The sequence below is a fragment of the Devosia sp. genome, assembly GCF_040509215.1.
GTDB lineage: Bacteria > Pseudomonadota > Alphaproteobacteria > Rhizobiales > Devosiaceae > Devosia.
The window spans coordinates 1-2,780 of sequence record NZ_JBEVLL010000400.1 but is presented as its reverse complement, the minus strand read 5'-3'; the positions used below and the strand labels follow the sequence as shown (position 1 = coordinate 2,780).

The 2,780-nt window shown below is 62.2% G+C and carries 4 protein-coding genes; all 4 read left to right on the top strand.

What is annotated here, in order from left to right:
* On the top strand, window positions 1-522 hold a 522-nt coding region (locus tag ABW043_RS22135; RefSeq protein WP_353923358.1), incomplete at its 5' end, for a thiamine pyrophosphate-dependent enzyme.
* A gap of 219 nt (window positions 523-741) precedes the next feature.
* Window positions 742-1,659, top strand: coding sequence for a myo-inosose-2 dehydratase (gene iolE / locus ABW043_RS22130; protein ID WP_353923357.1), 918 nt, complete (start codon window positions 742-744; stop codon window positions 1,657-1,659).
* Window positions 1,660-1,698: 39 nt separating this feature from the next.
* Window positions 1,699-1,950 (top strand): hypothetical protein, encoded by a 252-nt coding sequence (locus ABW043_RS22125; protein WP_295410155.1) that lies wholly within the window; start codon window positions 1,699-1,701, stop codon window positions 1,948-1,950.
* On the top strand, window positions 1,895-2,695 hold the full coding sequence (gene iolB / locus ABW043_RS22120; RefSeq protein ID WP_353923356.1) for a 5-deoxy-glucuronate isomerase: 801 nt from the start codon (window positions 1,895-1,897) through the stop codon (window positions 2,693-2,695). The genes ABW043_RS22125 and iolB overlap by 56 nt, the downstream gene beginning before the upstream one ends.
* Window positions 2,696-2,780: the final 85 nt, after the last annotated feature.

Sequence of the window (2,780 nt, the reverse complement as noted above, 5' to 3'; positions counted from 1 at the left end):
TCGACCATGGGCTATGAGATTGCCGGCGGGCTGGGTGTGAAGCTGGCGCGGCCCGAGGACGACGTGGTCGTGATGGTCGGGGACGGCAGCTATATGATGCTGAACTCGGAGATCGTTTCGTCGATCATGCTGGGGGCGAAGCTCACCATCGTGCTGCTGGATAATGCGGGCTATGGCTGCATCAACCGGCTGCAGATGGCGACTGGCGGGGCGAATTTTAACAATCTGCTGAAGGACACGCAGCATGTGACGCTGCCGAACATCGACTTTGCCGCGCATGCGGCGGCGATGGGTGCGGTAAGCCGCAAGGTCGGGTCGATTGCCGAGCTTGAGGCGGCGCTGGCGGAGACGGCGGATGCGGATCGGACGACGGTGATTGTGATTGATACCGATCCGCTGGTGACGACGGATGCTGGTGGGACTTGGTGGGATGTGGCGGTGCCTGAAGTCAGTGAGCGCGGCGCGGTGAACGCGGCGCGTGAGGGGTATTTGAAGGCGTTGCAGGGGCAGCGGATTGGCTGAGGCCTAACACAAGAGCGATCGTCACCACCGGGCTTGTCCCGGTGGTCCATGCGGAGGCGAAATGGATTGCCGGGACAGGCCCGGCAATGACGACGGATTTTGGAGAATGAGCGGCGGTGCGGAAACGGAGGTTCCCGCTTTCGCGGGAATGACACCGTGGGAGTTAAGGCTCCGTGGCGGAAATAGACTGAGCGCGACGGCGCGGGAGAGACTGAAAGAATGAAAGCCAAACTTGGGATGTCGCCCATTGCGTGGTGGAACGACGATCTGGTGGAGCTGAGCGATGATGTGTCGCTCGAGGAATGCCTACGGCAATCGCGGTCGGCAGGGTTTACCGGGATGGAGAAGGGGCGGCGGTTTCCGGATGATCCGGATGTGATGCTGCCGATCCTTCGCGCCGCTGACGTGACGCTTTGCGGCGGGTGGTTTTCGGGGACGCTGGTCGAGGAAGAGTTGGCCGCCAACAAGGACCGCATTCTGCCGATGATCGAGCTGTTCAAGGCCGTCAACGCGCCTTGCATCGTTTATGGCGAAGTCGGCCGGTCGATCCAGGGGAAGCGCGAGATTCCGCTGGCGCAGAAGCCAAAGTTGACTGACGACGAGATGAAGGCTTATGGGCGGAAGGTGACCGCGTTTGGCGAATGGTGCGCCGAGCAGGGTATGCCGCTGAGCTATCATCATCATATGGCGGCTGTGGTTGAGACCGAGCCGGAACTGGATGCGTTCATGGCGGCTTCGGGCGCAGGCATTCCGCTGCTGCTCGATGCGGGGCATCTCGCCTTTGCTGGTGGTGATCCGCTGCGGGCGATCGACAAGCACCATGGGCGGATCAACCATGTGCATGTGAAGGATATTCGTCGGTCGGTGGTCGATGGGCTCGATAGAGCCAAGCAGAGTTTTCTTGACGCCGTGGCGCTGGGCGCCTTTACGGTGCCGGGGGATGGCTCGCTCGACTTTGGCGCCATCGTGCAGCGGCTGGCGGACCATGGCTATGAGGGCTGGTTCGTTGTCGAGGCCGAGCAGGATCCGAAGGCTAACCCACCGCTGAAAATGGCGCAGGTGGGCCACAAGGAACTGATGCGGGTGATGACGGCGGCTGGGTATACCGTCGAGACGCAAGGTTTTCCGAGCGCCTGAGTTTTGCTAGAGCTTGCGGCAACATAAGAGGATTGTCGTATGGCTTTGAAGGAAAACGATCTCAACTGGTTTCGGCCGCTTTGGCGGCGCGTTGCCGTCGTGGTGTTTCTGACCGTCTGGCTCGCCTGGGAGGCGATCTGGACCAAGGAGACGCTGTGGATCGTGCTGGTCGGCGCGGCGCTGGCCTATGCGCTCTATAATTTCTTCTATGCCTTCCCCAAGGAGGAGCCCAAGAATGACGAAGTCCCACCTGCTGGTCCGACCGACAGCGAAGACCGGTCGGATTCATGACGTAACGCCCGCTTCGGCGGGGTGGGGCCATGTCGGCTTCGGGTTGCATCGGCTCGCGGCCGGAGAGGCTTATGGCGAGGAGACGGGCGAACGCGAGGTTTGCCTGGTCATCGTCGGCGGCAAGGGGCGCTTTGCCGTGGACGGCGAGGACTTTGGCGAGCTTGGCGAGCGCATGACGCCGTTCGAGGGGGCGCCCTGGGCGCTCTATGTGCCGGCGGGGCGAAACTGGGCAGTGGATGCCACGACGGACCTGGAGCTGGCTGTGTGCTCGGCGCCGGGCGGCGGGGATTTCCATGCCAAGGTCATTCCGCCGGGGACGCATCCGCGGCTGAGCCGTGGCAAGGGCGCCAATGTCAGGCATGTCTACAATATCATGCCCGAGGATGATGGCTCGGCGAACGCGCTGCTGGTGGTCGAGGTGATCACGCCGCAGGGCAATACGTCGTCCTATCCGCCGCACAAGCACGACCAGGACAATCTTCCGCATGAGAGTTTTCTGGAAGAAACGTATTATCACCGGATGAACCCGCCGCAGGGCTTTGCGTTTCAGCGGGTGTTTACGGACGACCGGAGCCTTGATGAGGCGATGGCGGTCGAGGATGGCGATGTGACGCTGGTGCCGCGGGGTTATCATCCGGTGGCGACGACGGCGGGATATGACCTCTATTATCTCAACGTCATGGCCGGGCCGAAGCGGGTGTGGAAATTCCACAATGCGCCGGAACATGAGTGGATGTTGGGCTGAGCGCCTTTCTCGCTCCCCCTCGCGGGGAGAGTAGGCGAGCTTGGACTTGGCGCAGCCAAGGCTTAGCGAGACTGGGGTGGGGGCC

Excerpts from the sequence above, each read along its gene's own strand:
- iolB (WP_353923356.1), top strand. The coding sequence starts at position 1,895 with ATGACGAAGTCCCACCTGCTGGTCCGACCGACAGCGAAGACCGGTCGG.
- ABW043_RS22125 (WP_295410155.1), top strand. The coding sequence starts at position 1,699 with ATGGCTTTGAAGGAAAACGATCTCAACTGGTTTCGGCCGCTTTGGCGG.
- iolE (WP_353923357.1), top strand. The coding sequence starts at position 742 with ATGAAAGCCAAACTTGGGATGTCGCCCATTGCGTGGTGGAACGACGAT.